This window comes from Massilibacteroides sp., assembly GCF_028705895.1.
Lineage (GTDB): Bacteria > Bacteroidota > Bacteroidia > Bacteroidales > Tannerellaceae > Massilibacteroides.
The window spans coordinates 24,132-43,007 of the sequence record NZ_JAQWCQ010000031.1; the positions used below are offsets into that span (position 1 = coordinate 24,132).

The window sequence follows — 18,876 nt, forward strand, 5'->3', positions numbered from 1 at the left end:
TTTTTTAACGGGAAACGCGTCCTGATGCATCTCCACTCATTAGTTTTTCTACTTCTTCAACCGTTACCTGATTATAATCTCCGTAGATTGTGTGTTTCAAACAAGACGCGGCAACAGCAAAGTCAAGTGCTTTCTGAGCATCGCTCGTATATGTAATCAATCCGTAGATTAATCCACCCATAAACGAGTCTCCACCGCCAACACGATCCACGATATGCGTAATATCATAACGTTTAGATTTATATAATTTACCTTCTGTATATAGTACACCTCCCCAGGTGTTATGGTTAGCGTTGATTGAACCACGCAAGGTAATAATCACTTTCTTAGCGCGGGGGAATTTCGTCATTAGTTGGGTGCAGACAGATTCAAATTCGGCAGCATTAACTTCTCCTTCAGTCTGTGCAACATCAAATCCTTCGGGTTTGATTCCGAATACCTTTTCTGCATCTTCCTCGTTGCCGAGAATAACATCACATCCGGCAACTAATTCGGGCATCACATCTGATGCTTTTTTCCCATACTTCCAAAGATTCTTACGATAATTCAAATCGCAAGAAACAGGAACACCTAATCTGTTTGCAGCCTGAATAGCTTCTAAACAAGCATCTGCTGCTTCTTGAGAAATAGCCGGCGTAATACCGGTCCAATGAAACCAAGAGGCATCTTTCAATACTTCCTCCCAATTGATCATACCCGGTTCAATTTCCGATATAGCAGAATGTGCCCGGTCGTAAACCACTTTACTGGCACGGGCAACAGCTCCGGTTTCAAGAAAATAAATTCCAAGACGTTCACCTCCATAAATAATATCAGAGGTATCCACTCCATATTTTCTAAGATCCATCACACAAGCACGTGCAATATCGTTCTTCGGTAAACGAGTTACAAATGATGCATTTAATCCATAATTAGCCAATGAGACAGCAACATTCGCTTCACCGCCACCAAACGTGGCATTTAGTTTGTCACTCTGGTTAAAACGAAGATAGTCGGGGGTAGCAAGACGGAGCATGATTTCTCCAAAGGTTACAATTTTCTTTTTCATGAATTTAGATATATGTAGTTTTTGCACAAATATATAGTTTATCTTTTATAAAGATTTGGTGCGCGCCCACAAAATAACAGAACATAGAGAAGATTAACCTATTATTCCATTCTTTATAAAAACAGTTGTTGTTATTCTGATACCAATTCTTTTACATCTTCACCATAGGCATCTTTGACAGTTCCTTTTATCCGAATCAGAACGATCCATTTTCTAAAAGCTCCTACAAAAACAATCAACATCAGAACCATTGCAATAATAGCTAATGTTGCCAACAGGTATTGTTCATTCGGAATATAGGCGGATGTTACTTGAATATAACCAGCCCAAAAAGTAATTATGGCCATAAAAACGCCGGGAATTGCTGTGCAGAGACTATACAATCCTCTATTCATTCGTAGTAACATGGTGGTTGAAACGATCAATGCACAAGCAGCGAGTAATTGATTACTCATACCGAACAGTGGCCATATACTATTGATGTTCCCGGTATAAACCAGATACCCCCAGGTGGCGGTGAAAGCAACACTGGTAATAATAACACCGGGCAACCAGTTCTTGTCATTAAATTTAGGAACTACGCGGCCAAGCATTTCTTGCAGGAAGAATCGTCCTACTCTTGTCCCCGCATCTATAGCAGTGAGGATAAAGACAGCCTCAAACATAATCGCGAAATTATACCAATACGCCATCAGCTGATCCATAAACGGGATATTGTTAAAAATATGTGCCATACCTACAGCTAAGGACACAGCTCCACCGGTACGACCATGCAGGTCAACTCCAATCTTATCGATGAAATGCTGCAGATCAACTGCTTCCATTCCCGGATTGGCTGCTAAGAAAGCAGGATACGCATCTGTTGCTGTATTGATCGCGAAATAATCTCCGGGCATTAATGTACAAGCAGCAATCAACGCCATCAGGGCAACAAATCCTTCCGTAAGCATTGCGCCATAACCGACAAAGAGCATTTCCTTTTCATTCCCGATCATTTTAGGGGTTGTACCTGTCGCAATTATTGCGTGGAATCCGGAAATAGCCCCGCAGGCTATTGTAATAAAGATAAAGGGTAGGACAGGACCACTTATTACCGGACCTCCTCCGTGAATAAATGAAGTGACAGCCGGCATTTGTAAGACAGGATGTACGAAAATTATACCTACGGCCAACATAAGGATTGTACCAATTTTCAGATAGGTGGATAAATAATCACGGGGTACGAGCAGGAACCATACAGGAAGAACCGATGCAAAAAAACCATAGATAGGAACGGCTATCGAGATTGTTTCCTTGCTCCAGTCGAACATGCTACTAAGTATGCTGGACTGCATCAGGTTATGACCCGAAATAATACCGATCACCAATAATGCAACGCCTAAAATACTGGCAAGCCATACACTATTCTTCCGATACCGCATAATTAGCCCCATTAAAATCGCAATAGGAATGGTAATGATTACAGTAAATAATGACCAGGGTGCATCATGCATAGCACTTACACAAGCAAGCGATAGTCCCGCCAACGTGAGGATCAGAATAAAGAGAATGGCAAAACCGGCTACGGTTCCCGTCATAGGACCGATTTCTTTGGATGCAATAGACGCCAGACTTTGTCCTTTATGGCGCATTGATGCAAAAAGAACCACCAAATCATGCACTCCTCCTCCAAGCACACACCCCACAAGTATCCAAAGTGCTCCCGGGAAAAAACCAAATTGTGCTGCGAGAACAGGACCTACAAGCGGACCTGCAGCAGCGATCGCTGCAAAATGATGTCCGAATAATACGTTTTTATCAGTGACTACGTAATCCTGTCCGTCTGCAAACCTTACAGCAGGGGTAATACGTTTTTCATCTAATCTCAATACTTTATTGGCTAAAAAAACGCCATAGATACGATAGCCTATGGCAAAAATACATACAGCAGCAAACACTAACGTCAGTGCATTCATTCCATCTAATGCTTCCACGGGATTTTAGTTTATTGTTTTTCTAAATATGATTTTAAGGTCTCAACAAAGATTCTTTCTTAATGCTCTAATGCAAGTAATTTTTCTTTTATATCCATGCCTCCGGCATAGCCTACCAGTTTTCCGTTAGAACCGATAATTCGATGACAAGGAATAATAATTGCTATCGGATTTCTATTGTTTGCTAATCCAACGGCTCGGCATGATTTGGGATTCCCAATATCTTCTGCTATCTGTTTATATGTGCGTGTTTCTCCGTAATGAACACGCGTAAGTGCTTCCCATACAGCTTTTTGAAAAGCAGTTCCTTTCGGATTCAGTGGGAGATTGAAAGACATTCTTTGTCCATCTAAATATTCATCTATTTGGCGGGCAGCTTCCCGGATAAGTTTTGTTTCCTTTTCTTCATAGTCATTTTCCGGTTTTTTAAACGATACTCTCGTTATCTGGTTATCTTCTTCACATATCCAAATCTGGCATATGCTTGTCTGGTAAGAATAGTAGTTTTTCATGGTAAAGTAGTCACAATTAAATTAATACGATCTATATCCAAATCGTAAAGTTAATATTTCTCGTGAATTATTGCTATTCTGGGAGAAAATATTCCACTAACTGTCCACTGAGTTGTAAAAGAGATATTTCGCATATTTTGGTAGAATATTCTGCAATAGAACGACGTTCTTCTGCATTCAATAAACTGTTCTGGGCTTCACGTAGTTCGATTCCCGACAGATCTCCTAACTTATAACGTTCAATTGCAATATCATAATTTTCCTGCGCAGCAACCAGATTTTCTTTTTCTAAAGTCCACAATTCAAGATTGTTCTTATAAGCCATCCAGAGATTACTCATATCCGCACGCAATGATAAATCCAATTCTTGTAAACGCAGGTTCTTGTTTTCGATCTGAAGACGCACATTGCGTTGTTCACGGCGACGATTAAAACCATCAAATAAATTAAAACCAATTGTCACTCCATAGTTCAATCCCAACCTTTGTTGTAGATCGGTAGTGCCTACCTCATACCAATTGGCCGTATAACCATAACCTGCATTAAGTTTTACATACGGGTAATTACGGCTACGTGCTTTTCTATAATCCAATTCCGAAAGAAGAACGTTTTTCTGGGCAATTTGCAAGGGAACATTAGATGTTTGTGTGTTGTGCCATAGTTCTGCTTCATCCAGAAATTCATTCGGAATAATCAACGAGTCTTTTAGCTGGATACGCTCTTCTACATTTTCCAGAGCCATCAGTGTGTTGAGTTGTACTGACGCCCGGTGTAAAGTTTCCAATTGATTCAGAACATTCGAACTGTCGGAATTAAAGTCCACTTGTGCCTGCTGTAAATCCAACCGCGACATGGAGCCGATAAAGTATCGCTCTTCTACAATACGAAGTCGTTCTTTGGATAATGCTAATGTTGCTTTTAAGTTACGTAGGCGGATTTTTTGACGGATCAGGTTGTAATACTCAGCAGATAAAGAAGCTATAAAATCCTCTATTGCCATGCGGGTATTCAGTTCTCCGAGTTGTTTCAGTTCCTTCAGTGTTTCATATGTAGCCTGTATGCCGAACCCGTCGAATATTGTCCAGTTTACATTCAGGCCTACATTTGCCGTCTCACTGTTTACCCCCGTCGTTTTTTCGGTTGTACCGTCGGTCAACTTATTTCGCGTATCGTAAACCGTTCCGCTAAATCCTCCGTTCATATCCACAGTCGGCAGATAGCCCGCATTACCCGGTGTTGCATTGTTCTCGCTGATCGCTTGCTCGTTGCGGATAATACGGATAGAATAGTTTTTCTCTAATCCAATCTCAAGACATTTATGAAGATCAAACTCCTTTTCCTGAGAAAATACAGGAAGAGAAACAAATGTAATAGTCAGAAAAAATAAATATAAAATTTGTTTCATAGCTTATTAATTTGTTTGAGAATCAGTTTTTGCAATCCGTACTCTCTGGCGATCCGTAGATATATAGGTGTACATAGCCGGAATAATGAATAAAGTCAGAAACGTGGAGACTAACATACCTCCCACTACGGCAACTCCCATGGCAATACGCCCTTGTGCTCCTTCTCCTGATGCAAAAACTAACGGAATAAGTCCTAAAATCGTAGAAGCACTGGTCATCAGAATAGGACGAAGGCGCTGAATAGATGCGGAACGAATAGCCTCCTGGAAATTATACCCTGCAATTTGGCGTTGATTGGCAAATTCCACAATCAGAATTCCATTTTTTGTCACTAATCCGATCAACATGATAATACCTATCTGACTGAAGATATTCATGGTTATACCTCCTAAATTCATAAAGAACACAGCTCCTGCAATCGCAAGCGGAACGGTCACCATTACAACCAATGGATCCTTGAAGCTTTCAAACTGAGCGGCTAAAACAAGATAAACCATAATCAAAGCAAGTATCAAAGCAAACATAAGGCTGTCTGAACTTTCCCGGAATTCTTTCGATTCTCCCGATAACGCAGTACGGAATGACTCATCTAATGTTTCCGAGGCTATGCGATCCATTTCTTCCAATCCGTCACCAATCGTGTATCCTTTGGCTAAACCGCTCGATACAGTTGCCGACACAAACCGGTTGTATCGGTATAGTTGAGGAGGAGCTACATTCTCTTCCAAAGTAACCAAGTTGTCCAATTGTATCATGGCACCATTGTCACTGCGTACGTAAATGGATTTCAGATCGACCGGCGTATTTCGTTGTTGACGATTAATTTCTCCTAATATCTGATATTGCTTACCGTTCATATAGAAATAGCCCATTCGTTGGCCACTCAAAGCATATTGCAGTGTTTGCGCTATGTTTCTCGTACTTACACCAAGTAGAGAGGCTTTATCCCGATTGATTACAATACGCGTTTCCGGTTTTGTAAACTTGAGATTGACATCTGCCATCTGGAAAACAGGACTTTCATTTACTTTCTGCATAAAATGAGGTAGGGTTTCCTGCAACTTTTCAAGAGAAGTAGATTGCAGAACATACTGTATAGGCATTCCTGCTCTACGTCCGCCGAAAGTAGACTGTTGTTGCACAAAAGCGCGGGCTTTTGTTTCTTTCTGGACACCCTTTGAAAGACTTTCCGCAACACTCATCTGCGTCCACTCACGCTCTTTAATATCCGGAAGGATGATGTTGACAAATCCTCCCGAACTCCACGCTCTGGCAATAACAGCCTCCCGTTCCGGAACAACAGAGTCCACAAGCGTCTCTATGCCTTCGCCATAATCCCTCAGAAATTCAAATGTCGCTCCTTCAGGACCTCTTATATTTACTGTGATCGTAGAACGATCTTCTAAGGGTGAAAGTTCTGCCGGTATTTTATTCCAATAATATCCGATAGCAACTAAGAGGAGAATAATTATAGGGAAAGACCATTTCTTATGCCTCAGAAAATAATCCAGACTTTTTTCATAGATACTATTAATACCGCTAAAGAAGGGTTCTGTTTTCTCATACAGCCAGTTTTGTTTTTGCTGCTTTTTCAGGATTTTAGTGGCAAGCATAGGAGTAAAAGTTAACGCAACAAATGATGATATCACAACTGAACCCGCAATAACAATACTAAACTCCTTAAAAAGACGCCCTGTCATTCCATCCATAAATACAATTGGAAGGAATACTGCAACTAATGTTACTGTGGTAGATATAATCGCAAAAAAGATCTCTTTACAACCTTCTATTCCTGCTTCCTTTGGGGTGATCCCCTGTTCAATACGAACGTAAATATTCTCCGTAACAACGATTGCATCATCAACAACCAAGCCCACTGCCAACACGATAGCCAGCATAGTAAGTACATTGATGGAAAATCCTGCCAGATACATCACGAAAAATGTTGCAATGAGTGATACGGGGATAACAACAACTGGTATCATCGTTACGCGCCAATCGCGCAGAAAAAAGAAAATAACTAACGCTACAATTATGAATGCTATGTAGATCGTTTCTTGTACTTCCGCAATAGAAGCACGGATAAAACGAGTGTTGTCATAAATCATTTCAATGGTAACATCATCCGGCAAATCTTTCTTTAGTTGTTCGATGCGGTTGTATGCTTCATCTGCAATCTCTATATGATTCGCTCCGGGTTGAGGTATGATAACATCAATAACCATTGGTTCTCCGTTCTTTTTCAGAATGCTCCTCATATCTTCCGGCGCAAGTTCAGCGTATCCGATGTCACGAAAACGAACAATATTATTGTTGCTTTCTTTAATAATAAGATCATTGAATTCCTTCGCGGTATGCATCAATCCAAGAGTACGTATCGAAAGATCAATCGTATTTCCTTCAATACTCCCCGAAGGTAATTCTACATTTTCGCGATCTACCGCGTTCTTTATATCAATCGGAGTAACCCCATAACCCGCCATTTTAGCGGGATCTAACCAAAGGCGCATGGAATAACGCTTTTCTCCCCAGATATTTACGGCACTTACGTTTGGAATTGTTTGTAAACGCTCCTTCACGGTTAGTTCCGCTATTTCACTCAACTCCATAAGTGAACGTTTCCTGCTTTGTATGCCGATCTGCATAATCGGAGAAGCATCGGCATCAGCCTTCGATACAGTTGGAGGGTCACAATCTCGCGGCAAATATCGTTGAGCGCGGGATACCTTATCACGCACATCGTTGGCAGCCGTTTCCATATCTACCGAAAGTTCAAACTCTACCGTAATACGGGAACTGCCCTGACTACTAACACTGCTCAGCGAACGAATACCCGGAATCCCATTTATGTTCTGCTCTAAAGGTTCGGTGATCTGATTCATAACTACATCTGCATTCGCACCCGGATAAGATACATTTACAGAAATAATTGGCTGGTCCACACTTGGAAACTCACGTACACCAAGGAATTTGTATCCAATAATACCAAATAACAGGAGGACAAGAGTCATCACTGTGGAAAGAACCGGTCTGTTTATGCTTATTTCAGAAAGATTACTCATAACTCAATAAAGGTTTTAATACAAATTATCGATTGAAACCTTCATCCCCATGCGTAACTGCATTACTCCCGAGATGATTACTGTGTCTCCCAGATTTAAGCCGTCGATAACTTGTACGCGACTTTCCGTACGGATTCCCGTTTCTATTTCTACGGGATGAGCTGAGGCGTTTGTGTATTTATACACGATGTTCTTTCCCATTTCGGGAATCACAGCCTCACTTGGCACAGTCAGAGCATCTTTTATCTCCTGTTTCGTAATCTCAACAGAAGTCAACCTGCCGGGCAAAATATCTTCTTTTATATTCGGATAAGTTGCACGTACATTCAACGTACGCGTGTCTAAATCAATCTTGCTCTCTACGGCATACACGGACGCGTATAACTTATCTACAGTACCATCATTCCGTTCCATGCTAAAAGAAATACGCGTTCCGGGACGGACCTCCCCGGAATAGCGTTCAGGTATAGAAAAGTCAATTTTTAGAGGTGATATTTTAGTTAATTTGGCGATTATTGTTGAGGGAGAAGTATAAGCTCCTTCACTGACGTTTCTCAATCCGATAACACCATCGAAAGGTGCTCTAAGTTCTGTCTGAGCGATATTGGCCTTGACTAAATCAATATCTGCTTTTAATTTATCCAACTCCGTCTGTACCTGCTCAAAAGCTTCTTGGCTGACTGCATCTTTTGCCAGAAGGGCACGTTGCCTGTACACCCGGTCTTGCGCAAGAGGTATTTGCGCTTCTAATTTCTTTAACTGTGCTTGTAAAGGATTGTCATTAATCTTTGCGAGCAAATCCCCTTTACTAACATGACTACCTTCCGTAAAATAAATAGCCACAACTTTACCCGAAGATTCAAAAGACAAGTCCACTTCCTCATCGGGAATTACTGTTCCTGCAGTAATAACCTTATCTGATAATGATTGATATTTTAATACTTCAGCATTAATATTCAAAACTCTGTTGCGTAAAGATGTTCCCTGAGGTACAGGAGCCTCAAAACCTCCTTTCTTTGAAATCAACAACTGTTTAACCCTTGGGAAAGCAATCATCCCCGCTATCAGGAGCACAATTACGGCCGTAACGCCCCATTTTGCTTTTTTTGTCATAAGGCCTTAAATTCTTTCTCTTAATTAAAAAGTCTACATATCTATCCAATTGCTTAGACCGGAAAAAGGAAAAAAGGTTTAAGACCTTTCTGTGAAAAATTCAAAGAGCCTCAACATTCATTACCAGGCGCCTTTATTTTTTTTTGAAAAGACATATCGTCAAGACCTTTGCTTTGTCTCATAATAATTTACTTTTTAAACTATAAACTTTTTTCAGTACAAGACACAATGGACTTTCTGTGGCAAGCTTACAGTTCAAATATCCTTACGGAAGAAGATTGTAATCGGTTTATTTCTCAGGTTTTGTCGAAGGGAAGTAAATTTCCCGTAAAAGAAATTAAGGACTTTACTCCAAGGTTTATTTTCTAAGACAGAACGATAAGAACTATACGAATTACATGCCTGTTTTCGATAAAAATAAATAACTTCGTATTACTTTTATGTTTTATCAAGGATTTTATAAACAAGGAGAAAATGGAATATTCGATTAAGGAGGTTTCTCATATTGTTAACGCGAAAGTTGAGAAATTGACTGAGGCCTCCATTAGCATATTACTGACAGATAGCCGGAGATTAACGTTGCCGGAGCAGAGTCTTTTTTTTGCTCTTAAAACAAAAACGAACGATGGACATAAATACATAGGGGAACTCTATCGTTTGAAAGTCCGCAATTTTGTGGTGTCTGAAAGACTCCCGGAGTTTGACTCCATGAAGGAGGCTAACTTCCTTGTCGTTAAGGATACGCTTAAAGCGCTTCAAAAATTAGCGGCATATCATCGTAAACGCTTTTCTATTCCTGTGATCGGCATTACAGGAAGTAACGGAAAAACAATCGTTAAAGAATTTCTTTACCAATTATTACACAAAGAGTTTAATATTGTACGTTCCCCGAGAAGCTACAACTCACAGATCGGTGTTCCTCTTTCGGTCTGGCAGATGAATGAGAAGCACACCTTAGGCATTTTTGAAGCGGGCATATCACAACCTGACGAAATGGAATGTTTGCAGCCTATCATTGCTCCCACTATCGGCATATTTACGAATATCGGGGAGGCGCACCAGGAAAACTTTTTTTCCATGACGCAGAAATGTATGGAAAAATTAGCCTTGTTTTCTGATTCTGAAGCGATTATTTATGATGGAGATGATGCGTTCATTGCCAACAGTATAGAAGCGGCTTTACTATCTCATAAGGCTATTGGGTGGAGCCGTACGGATTCAGAAGCGCCTCTGTTTATCGAATTAATCAAAAAGAAAGAGGCTGAAACAGAAATTCATTGTACTATGCTGGGACTACATAGACGTTTTGTAATCCCTTTTACCGATGATGCATCTATAGAGAATGTTATACATTGTTTAGCGCTAATCTTGTATCTGAAACCGACCAGTGTAACAGATGAATCAAGAACGTCGTCTTTAGAACCGGTAGATATGCGTTTGGACGTTAAGCAAGGGATAAACAATTGTTTATTGATTAACGACACTTATAATTCAGATATTAATTCGTTAGATATTGCGCTGGATTTTCAGGCCAGCCGCAAGGTAAATAAGAAACTGAAGAGCACACTGATTCTTTCCGACATACTTCAGTCAGGAACATTACCTAAATCCCTGTATAAAAAAGTTGCCGATATGGTCAGGCGTAAGAAAACAGACCGTATCATCGGCATTGGACGTGATATAAAAGAATATGAAGCGTCATTTGACATCCAAAAGGAATTTTATCTGACAACGGATGAATTCATCAAATCGCCTTCATTTAAGTCATTCAAAGACGAACTGATACTGATAAAAGGTTCTCGTCGTTTTCATTTTGAACGTATCACCGAATTACTTGAAAAGAAAGTACACGAGACGATTCTGGAAGTAAATCTGGATGCAATCGTGCATAATTTTAATCATTATCGTTCTCAATTAAAACCGGAGACAAAGATTGTTTGTATGGTGAAAGCCTTTGGATACGGCGCAGGTTCATATGAAGTGGCAAAGACTTTACAGGAGTACCGCTGCGATTATCTGGCCGTTGCCGTTGCAGACGAGGGAGCAGATCTTCGCAAGGAAGGTATTTCTATCCCAATCATTGTCATGAATCCGGAGTTCAGCAGTTTCAATGTTCTGTTCGACAATCTATTGGAACCGGAAATATATAGTTTCCGTCTGCTCGATGCCCTGATTAAAGAAACCGAACGACGAGGGATTACCTCTTATCCTATACATATAAAGATAGATACAGGTATGCATAGGTTGGGATTTCAGCCAGACGATGTTCCGGAGATCTGCAACCATCTCAAAGAGCAATCCGGCGTTGTTGTTCGTTCGGTCTTTTCTCATTTAGCCGGAAGTGATTCATCGGAACATGATGCTTTTACTCGTCAACAATTTGCCCGGTTTGAAGAGGCTGCAAAAACATTAGAAGAAGGGTTGCAACAAAAAGTGACCAAGCATATTCTTAATTCTGCCGGAATAGAACGATTTCCTGAACATCAAATGGATATGGTACGACTTGGAATTGGTTTGTATGGAGTGAGCGCATCCGGACAAAAGGGATTACGGAATGTAAGCACACTTCGTACAACTATTCTGCAAATCCAACAAGTACCGGCAGGAGAATCCATCGGATATGGGCGCATGAGTTATGTAAAGAGAGATTCCATGATTGCAATTATCCCCATCGGATATGCTGACGGACTGAACCGACATTTCAGTAATGGAGGAGGTGAAGTAGTTATTAACGGAAAGCGCTGCCCTATCATTGGCAATATATGTATGGACGCTTGTATGATAGACATAACGGATATAAAAGCAAAGGAAGGAGACAGTGTGATTATATTTGGAGAAGAGCTGCCGGTCAGCGAGCTTTCGGGAAAACTAAAAACAATATCTTATGAGATTCTCACCTCTGTATCGCCACGAGTAAAAAGAGTATATTACAGGGAATGATTGCCATATTGCGCATTTTTCGTATTTTTGTGCGATATTAATTAAACAATAAGGTATGAGTCATAATTTATTAAAAGGCAAACGTGGTATTATCTTCGGTGCGTTGAATGACATGTCAATTGCTTGGAAAGTGGCAGAAAGAGCAGTAGAAGAAGGCGCTATGATAACACTTAGTAATACCCCGATCGCTGTCCGCATGGGACAAGTAGAAGAATTAGGCGAAAAACTGAATGCTACGGTTCTGCCTGCAGACGCGACAAATGTAGATGACTTGAATATGGTCTTCTCTGAATCCGTAAAGATACTTGGAGGTAAAATAGATTTTGTTCTTCACTCTATCGGAATGAGTCCGAATGTACGTAAAAAGCGTACATACGATGATTTGGATTATGACCTGTTAGAGAAAACGCTGGATATATCAGCTATTTCTTTCCATAAAATGCTTCAGGTGGCAAAAAAACAAGATGCAATCGCTGAATATGGTTCTGTCGTAGCGCTTAGTTATGTTGCTGCTCAGCGCACGTTCTTCGGATACAATGACATGGCAGACGCAAAAAGCCTTTTAGAGTCTATTGCGCGCAGCTTTGGCTACATCTACGGACGTGAAAAGAATGTACGTGTAAATACGATTTCACAATCTCCTACGATGACTACAGCTGGAAGCGGTGTGAAGGGGATGGAACATTTGATGGATTTCTCGGAACGTATGTGTCCGTTGGGTAATGCTTCGGCAGATGAATGTGCAGACTATTGCATTGTCATGTTCTCCGACCTGACAAAGAAAGTAACGATGCAGAACCTATTCCACGACGGAGGTTTCTCCAGCATGGGTATGAGTCTGCGTGCTATGACGCAATACAGTAAAAGTATTGAAGACTATTCTGATGATGCAGGAAAACCGATTTACGGTTAAGCTATATAGGTAGAACGAGAGTGTGTTAAAAAACTGATCAATACTTTTTTTGCACACCCTCATTCCGGTTTACTAATTAAATTCTAATACTTTTGTTTTATGTTCATCAAGATTTATCCGGAAAATCCTAATCCCAAAGAAATAGATAAAGTCGTCAGCGTATTACGTGACGGCGGACTTGTGGTATATCCGACAGACACGGTTTATGCCATAGGATGTGATGCACTGAACGTACGTGCTGTGGAGAAAATCTGCAAGATGAAAAATATTAACCCGCAAAAAAGTAATCTTTCTATTATTTGTTATGATCTATCAAACCTCAGCGAGTATGCCAAAGTAAGTAATTCGGCGTTTAAACTAATGCGAAAAAACCTGCCCGGAGCATTTACGTTTATTCTACCAACCAGCAGCGAATTACCTAAGATATACAAGAATAGAAAAGAGGTCGGAATTCGTGTTCCTGACAATAATATTATTCGTCTTCTTGTTAAGGAATTGGGAAATCCGATTCTAACTACGTCTATCCATGACGATGACGACGAAATACTTGAATACACAACGGATCCGGAGTTAATTTTCGAAAAATATGAACATTCAGTCGATGTTGTTATTGACGGAGGTTACGGGAACCTGATACCTTCAACGATAGTTGACTGTACTACCGATGATTTTGAAATAGTAAGACAAGGAAAAGGCGAACTCTTATTGTGATTTTTTTATCTTTGTTCCCATAAACGTATAATACAAACGACATATGGAGAACACTCCGTCTAAAGTACCTTCCCCACTCCTGTCTCTACTTCCTCTTGCCGTATTGGTCGGTCTTCTCTTTGTTACAATTTCCATATGGGGTGCGAATGCTCTGGAAGGAGCCAGTCAGGTTGTTCTGCTTATTTCAACCGCTGTTTGCTGTCTGATAGCCATGCTTTTCTTTGATGTACGATGGAAGACTATTGAAGCATCGATAGTCAACAACATCACCGGCATAAGTATCGCTTTAATTATTTTACTTATAATCGGAGCCTTATCTTCCTCCTGGATGATCAGCGGAGTTGTTCCTACATTAATCTATTATGGCGTTCAGATAATTCACCCCAACTTCTTTCTTGTATCTACCTGTATTATCTGTGCTTTAGTATCTATAGTAACCGGCAGCTCATGGACCACAGTAGCTACAATCGGCGTCGCGCTATTCGGGATTGGAAAGGTACAAGGCTTTGAAGAAGGCTGGATTGCAGGAGCTATCATTTCGGGTGCATATTTTGGAGATAAAGTTTCTCCATTGTCTGACACAACCGTTCTTGCAGCTTCTGTCTCTGATGTTCCGATTTTTAATCATATCCGCTATCTGATGATTACAACTATTCCATCTATGGGTTTAGCCCTGTTAATCTTTACAATTGCAGGATTCAATCATCAAGGAATGGACACGACGCATATTATCGAATTTAAAGAAACATTAAGTAATGCCTTTACGATTTCTCTTTGGCTTCTGATTGTCCCTGTTATCACCGGGATATTAATAGCGAAGAGAGTTCCGGCAATTATTACGCTATTTACCTCGTCTATCCTGGCTGTGCTCTTTGCAATTATCTTCCAACCTGACATTCTGAGTGAGATTTCCGGAGTGACAGAGGTTAGCTCCAAAAGTCTGTTCACCGGGTCGTTAACGGCCTTATACGGTAGCACACAAATAGAAACCGGTAATGCAGCAATTAATGATCTTGTTTCAACCCGAGGTATGGCCGGAATGATGAATACTGTATGGCTTATATTGTGTGCGATGTGTTTTGGAGGTGCAATGGTGGCCAGCGGGATGTTAACAAGCATAATTTCTGTTTTCCTTCGTTTTATGAAAAATACGTTTGGTTTGGTTTCTTCCACCGTGCTTTCCGGTTTGTTCTTTAATATTTGCACTGCAGACCAGTATATCTCTATTATTCTTACCGGAAAAATGTATAAAGAAACATACCAGAAGAAAGGATATGAAAACAGATTGCTGAGTAGAACAACGGAAGACGCAGTAACCGTAACTTCTCCATTGGTACCGTGGAATAGCTGCGGGCTAACGCAATCGACCGTGCTGGGCGTTGCAACGTTAACTTATCTCCCCTATTGTTTCTTTAACCTGATCAGCCCACTAATGAGTATGTTCGTTGCGGCAATAGGATATAAGATTGTGAGAACAACCACTCCTGAATCTAAAGATAAAAAACAGCTGTAGATATTGAATCATAAACAAAATTGATAAACTATTTGTGATAATCAATTGTTTATCTTATAAAAGAAAAACAAAGCATATGGCACTAACATTTAAAGACGCTTTAAAAAACCGAAGAACCTATTATACAATAACAAATGAGTCTCCGGTATCAGAGAAAGAAATAAAAGAAATTCTGGAGCATGCCCTACTGCATGTTCCATCTGCATTTAATTCCCAAACTACGCGTGTAGTTCTATTATTAGGTGATCAACATAAAAAGCTGTGGGAAATAACCAAGGATACTCTTCGTAAGATTGTACCTGCAGAAAATTTTGGAGCAACAGAATCTAAAATAGACGGAGCTTTTGCTTCTGGTTATGGCACAGTTCTTTTCTATGAAGACACAGAAGTAGTGGAAGGACTACAAAAGGCCTTTCCATCTTATAGCGACAATTTCCCTGTTTGGTCGCAACAAACATCAGGTATGCATCAGTTAGCTGTTTGGACAATGTTGGAAGAAATAGGCTTTGGAGCCTCTCTGCAACATTATAATCCATTAATTGATGCAGAAGTTGCTGAGACTTGGGGCATAAGTCCAAAATGGAAACTTATGGCGGAAATGCCTTTCGGTAAACCCTCCGCAACTCCGGGAGAAAAGGAATTCCAGCCGTTGGAGAAACGTTTACTGACATTCCGTTAACAGAACAGGAAAGACTTTGTGTATGATGGGGCTATCTGATTTCAGGTAGCCTCATTTCTTTATCCTCCATTTACAAATTAAAGGTATTATTCCTATATTTGCATGAGATGTACATTTAAAGAGCCGCGTAAAGATGAAACCCGAAAACAGTACGGATAATAACAAAGAGGAATTAAACGAACCAGAGTCAGATTTTAATAAAAACGAGAAAGAAGCGTCAGAGAACACGCATTCGGACTATAAAATTCCCGGAAAAGCCGGGGGGAGATCTTCTTATCATTTGTCCGGAATGTATCAGGATTGGTTTCTTGACTATGCGTCTTATGTTATTCTTGAACGGGCTGTACCTCATATAAATGACGGCCTAAAGCCGGTCCAACGACGTATTCTGCACTCCATGAAGCGTCTGGATGACGGACGATACAATAAAGTAGCCAATGTCGTTGGTCATACCATGCAGTTTCACCCTCATGGTGATGCCTCTATCGGAGATGCGCTTGTCCAATTAGGACAAAAAGACCTTTTGATTGATTGTCAGGGAAACTGGGGGAATATACTAACGGGCGATGGCGCAGCAGCTCCTCGTTACATTGAAGCACGTTTATCCAAATTTGCACTTGAAACAGTTTTCAACCCTAAGACGACCCAATGGCAACCTTCTTACGACGGACGAAACAAAGAGCCTATCACGTTGCCTATTAAATTTCCACTTTTACTTGCACAAGGAGTAGAAGGTATTGCAGTCGGTCTTTCATCGAAAATACTTCCCCATAATTTTAACGAACTGCTTGATGCATCAATCGCTTATTTAAAAGGAGAAGAATTTACTCTTTATCCCGACTTCCAGACGGGAGGCTATGTTGATGTATCTAAATACAATGACGGAGAACGGGGCGGTTCGGTTAAAGTACGTGCCAAGATCAGTAAGTTGGACAATAAAACGCTTGTTATCACCGATATCCCATACGGAAAAACAACCTCTACGGTTATTGAATCGATTCTGAGAGCGAATGATAAAGGCAAGATAAAAATTCGCAAAATAGATGATAATACCGCTCGAAATGTTGAAATCCTGATCCATCTTGCTCCAGGCGTTTCCTCAGACAAAACAATTGATGCGCTTTATGCCTTTTCTGATTGCGAAATCAGCATCTCACCGAATTGCTGTGTCATAAGAGATAACAAGCCTCATTTTCTTACCGTCAGCGAGGTGCTGAAGCATTCGGCTGATCAGACCTTGATCCTACTCCGCACGGAACTCGAAATAGAAAAAGCAGAAAAGGAAGAAGCATTATTCTTTGCTTCGCTTGAAAAGATATTCATAGAGGAGCGCATCTATAAGGATAAAGAATTTGAGAACGCTAAAGATATGGATGAAGCGATAGCTCATATTGACCTTCGCTTAGAACCGTTCAAACCTCAGTTTATACGTGAGGTAACACGCGATGATATTCTGAAATTAATGGAGATCAAAATGGGACGCATCCTGAAGTTTAATTCAGATAAAAGCAATGCCGTTATCGCCCAGATTCAGGAAGACATCAAAGCGATTGATAAACACTTGGACACCATTGTTGATTATACTATCGACTGGTTTTCCATGCTGAAAGAAAAGTATGGAAAGAACTATCCGCGCATGACGGAAATAAGGAATTTCGATACGATAGAAGCAACAAAAGTAGTTGAAGCTAACGAAAAATTATACATCAACCGTGCCGAAGGTTTCATTGGAATGAGCCTGAAAAAAGATGAATATATCTGTAATTGTTCCGACATAGATGATATTATCATCTTCTACCGCAACGGCATGTATAAAGTTGTTAAAGTAAGCGATAAGATGTTTGTAGGAAAAGATATTTTATACGTCAATGTCTTTAAACGTAACGATAACCGTACAATCTACAACCTGATCTATCGCGACGGAAAAGCCGGTTGTAACTATATTAAACGTTTTGCTGTGACAGGTATTACGCGCGACAAGGAGTACGATATGACAAAAGGAACAGAAGGTTCTCGCGTGCTTTATTTCAGTGCAAACCCAAATGGAGAAGCAGAAACAGTCAAAGTTATTCTTAAACCACGCCCACGCCAAAAGTTACTCTTATTTGAGAAAGATTTCAGTGAAATAGCAATTAAGGGACGTGGTTCGATGGGAAATATACTGACGAAAGCGGATGTACATAAGATTACGTTGAAACAAAAAGGAAGTTCAACGCTCGGCGGACGAATGGTTTGGTTCGACAGAGATGTGCTTCGTCTTAACTACGATGGAAGAGGCGAAGAATTAGGTGAATTCCGTAGTGAAGACCAAATTATTGTTGTATTACAAAATGGCGATTTTTACACCACAAGTTTTGACTTGAGTAATCACTACGAAGACAACATCTTAATTATTGAGAAATTCGATGCAAACAAAGTCTGGACGGCTGCGCTGTTTGACGCAGATCAAGGTTACCCTTACCTGAAACGTTTCCAGATGGAAGCAGGAAGCAAAAAGCAGAATTTTTTAGGAGACAATGCAGAGAGCCGGTTACTCTTACTTACCGATGAAGCATATCCACGAATAGAAGTTGTATTCGGTGGACACGACGATTTCCGCGAACCTCTTATAGTTGAAGCCGAAGACTTTATAGCCGTAAAAGGATTTAAAGCCAAAGGAAAACGGATTTCCACGTATGACATAGCAACAATCAACGAGCTGGAACCCACGCACTATCCAACCCCAGCACAACAACCAGCAGAAACTGAAGAAGAAACAAACGAAGAAGATCAAGAAAGCGCAAGCGACATCCTCGACGAAATCACAGGACAAATGAAGCTTTTTGACAAATCAAAAGAAGAATAGACGATTTTTCATGTCGGAAAAATCATCAAAACATTTGCATTTGAATAAAAAAACTCTACCTTTGCACCGCAATCAGCAGCGGCTGTGGTGTAATTGGTAGCCACGCCAGACTTAGGATCTGGTGCTTCACGGCGTGGGGGTTCGAGTCCCTTCAGCCGCAC

General features: G+C 40.5%; 12 protein-coding genes and 1 tRNA gene. 7 read left to right on the plus strand and 6 right to left on the minus strand.

Annotation, left to right across the window (positions count from 1 at the left end; genetic code table 11):
• Window positions 1-4: 4 nt before the first annotated feature.
• The 6 genes from PHT93_RS09305 to PHT93_RS09330 form a co-directional block, all read right to left on the minus strand.
• Entirely contained in the window at window positions 5-1,048 is a 1,044-nt protein-coding gene (locus tag PHT93_RS09305; protein ID WP_300242116.1) for a sugar kinase, read from the minus strand.
• A 131-nt stretch (window positions 1,049-1,179) separates the two neighbouring features.
• The gene (locus PHT93_RS09310) at window positions 1,180-3,021 is read right to left on the minus strand and encodes a carbon starvation protein A (RefSeq protein ID WP_300242118.1); all 1,842 of its coding nucleotides are present in this window, start codon (window positions 3,019-3,021) and stop codon (window positions 1,180-1,182) included.
• A 59-nt stretch (window positions 3,022-3,080) separates the two neighbouring features.
• A complete protein-coding gene (locus tag PHT93_RS09315) occupies window positions 3,081-3,533 on the minus strand; it encodes a methylated-DNA--[protein]-cysteine S-methyltransferase (protein WP_300242120.1) in 453 nt (150 codons plus the stop codon).
• 73 nt (window positions 3,534-3,606) lie between these two features.
• Window positions 3,607-4,938 (minus strand): TolC family protein, encoded by a 1,332-nt coding sequence (locus PHT93_RS09320; protein ID WP_300242122.1) that lies wholly within the window; start codon window positions 4,936-4,938, stop codon window positions 3,607-3,609.
• A 6-nt stretch (window positions 4,939-4,944) separates the two neighbouring features.
• On the minus strand, window positions 4,945-8,001 hold the full coding sequence (locus tag PHT93_RS09325; protein WP_300242124.1) for an efflux RND transporter permease subunit: 3,057 nt from the start codon (window positions 7,999-8,001) through the stop codon (window positions 4,945-4,947).
• A 15-nt stretch (window positions 8,002-8,016) separates the two neighbouring features.
• Complete coding sequence (locus tag PHT93_RS09330; protein ID WP_300242126.1) at window positions 8,017-9,114, minus strand: efflux RND transporter periplasmic adaptor subunit; 1,098 nt, start codon at window positions 9,112-9,114, stop codon at window positions 8,017-8,019.
• Window positions 9,115-9,588: 474 nt separating this feature from the next.
• Between PHT93_RS09330 and PHT93_RS09335 the strand changes: the two genes are divergently transcribed.
• The 7 genes from PHT93_RS09335 (at window position 9,589) to PHT93_RS09365 (ending at window position 18,875) form a co-directional block, all read left to right on the plus strand.
• Window positions 9,589-12,054, plus strand: a complete 2,466-nt coding sequence (locus PHT93_RS09335) for a bifunctional UDP-N-acetylmuramoyl-tripeptide:D-alanyl-D-alanine ligase/alanine racemase (protein WP_300242128.1) — start codon at window positions 9,589-9,591, stop codon at window positions 12,052-12,054.
• 55 nt (window positions 12,055-12,109) lie between these two features.
• Window positions 12,110-12,967 (plus strand): SDR family oxidoreductase, encoded by an 858-nt coding sequence (locus PHT93_RS09340; RefSeq protein WP_300242130.1) that lies wholly within the window; start codon window positions 12,110-12,112, stop codon window positions 12,965-12,967.
• Between the two features lie 99 nt (window positions 12,968-13,066).
• Complete coding sequence (locus tag PHT93_RS09345; RefSeq protein ID WP_300242132.1) at window positions 13,067-13,678, plus strand: L-threonylcarbamoyladenylate synthase; 612 nt, start codon at window positions 13,067-13,069, stop codon at window positions 13,676-13,678.
• A gap of 43 nt (window positions 13,679-13,721) precedes the next feature.
• Window positions 13,722-15,191, plus strand: a complete 1,470-nt coding sequence (locus tag PHT93_RS09350; RefSeq protein WP_300242133.1) for a Na+/H+ antiporter NhaC family protein — start codon at window positions 13,722-13,724, stop codon at window positions 15,189-15,191.
• Window positions 15,192-15,267: 76 nt separating this feature from the next.
• On the plus strand, window positions 15,268-15,870 hold the full coding sequence (locus tag PHT93_RS09355; protein ID WP_300242134.1) for a nitroreductase family protein: 603 nt from the start codon (window positions 15,268-15,270) through the stop codon (window positions 15,868-15,870).
• A gap of 133 nt (window positions 15,871-16,003) precedes the next feature.
• Window positions 16,004-18,715, plus strand: a complete 2,712-nt coding sequence (locus tag PHT93_RS09360) for a DNA gyrase/topoisomerase IV subunit A (protein WP_300242135.1) — start codon at window positions 16,004-16,006, stop codon at window positions 18,713-18,715.
• A 78-nt stretch (window positions 18,716-18,793) separates the two neighbouring features.
• Window positions 18,794-18,875: transfer RNA gene (locus tag PHT93_RS09365), tRNA-Leu, on the plus strand.
• Window position 18,876 lies beyond the last annotated feature (1 nt).